This is a genomic window from Microcoleus sp. OTE_8_concoct_300 (genome assembly GCF_031383065.1).
In the GTDB taxonomy this organism is placed as follows: domain Bacteria; phylum Cyanobacteriota; class Cyanobacteriia; order Cyanobacteriales; family Microcoleaceae; genus Microcoleus.
The window spans coordinates 1-1,222 of the sequence record NZ_JANMZH010000644.1 but is presented as its reverse complement, the minus strand read 5'-3'; the positions used below and the strand labels follow the sequence as shown (position 1 = coordinate 1,222).

General features: G+C 49.3%; 1 protein-coding gene. It reads right to left on the bottom strand.

Translation table 11 applies throughout. The features are described from left to right. Positions 1-805, bottom strand: an 805-nt coding sequence (locus tag ACUVJL_RS29180; protein WP_445249043.1) for an ABC transporter permease, incomplete at its 3' end; no start/stop codon positions are given. Positions 806-1,222 lie beyond the last annotated feature (417 nt).

Sequence of the window (1,222 nt, the reverse complement as noted above, 5' to 3'; positions counted from 1 at the left end):
AGGTAATCAGCAAACCTGGAAACACGATCGTCCAAGGAGACGAAAGAGCGTATCCGCCCTTAAAAGCATCAGAAAGCATCGTCCCCAACTCAGGAACCGGCGGCTGTGCGCCCAAACCCAAAAAACCCAAACCGGCAGCTTCTAGTGTCGCCGTACCAGTCGAAAGAGTTGCTTGTACAACTAGAGGCGCGAGACTTCCCGGCAAAATGTGGCGAAAAATAATCCGCAAGTCGCTGGCGCCCAAGGCCTTGAGGGCCAAAACAAATTCTTGTTCCCGCAGAGAAAGCACCATACTGCGAGTTAAACGGATGTAAATCGGAATTTGCACGAGGCTGACGGCGATAATTACGCTTTGCAGGCTCGGCCCGGTGACGGTAACAACGCCGATCGCCAGTAAAATCGAAGGAAAAGCTAACAAAATATCCGCCAAAGTGCCGATCGCCATTTCCAGCAACCCCCGAAAATACCCGGCCACCAGCCCCAAAAGCGCTCCTACAATTAAACCCGCACCCACAGAAACCAGGCTGACGAGTAAAGATATTCCCAATCCGTGCCACACCCGCACCAACAAATCTCGCCCCAAACCGTCGGTGCCAAACCAATGTTTAGCGCTAGGAGCCACTAAGCGCAACAAATAATCTCGATCGACCGCCGCATCGTAAGGAGAAAGTAGGGGGGCCAACAATGCGGAGATCGTCAGCGCTACAGTCAAAATTAAGCCGATTTTCCCGGAAGTCGATCGCCAAAATCGTTGAAAAGCTGGTTGTGGAAATACTAAGTTTTTATTCCATCTTCGATTTTCCATCTTTTGCTGTCACAAAAAGAACTGAGGACTTGGGCAACTATTTCTAAGTGGCAAATGCCCGTTGAGAATAAGCTGTCGCGCATTTAAATTGCATATCCGGGGCGGGCGGGACACCCCACAAGAGTTTTATTGTTTTTTGACATACAATTTAAATCCCGAACAGCTTAGCAGATAAACAAAGTTAAGGGCTCACGCTTCTATCTCACTTGTTGGCTAGGGCGATTCCTGCTCCGGATAAGTGCGATCGCGCGGACTTTGTGAACAGCAGTGAGCAACGCTCCTTTTGCGGAACCTCCTCTCAGGACCCAGATGCCTCTGGTGCCCATAAACTTATTAATTCATTGACAAGGGCGAGCAATTCAGATACAGACTCATTGACTTCTGGTGCTTCAAATCCATGAATCAATCGGTTTCTTA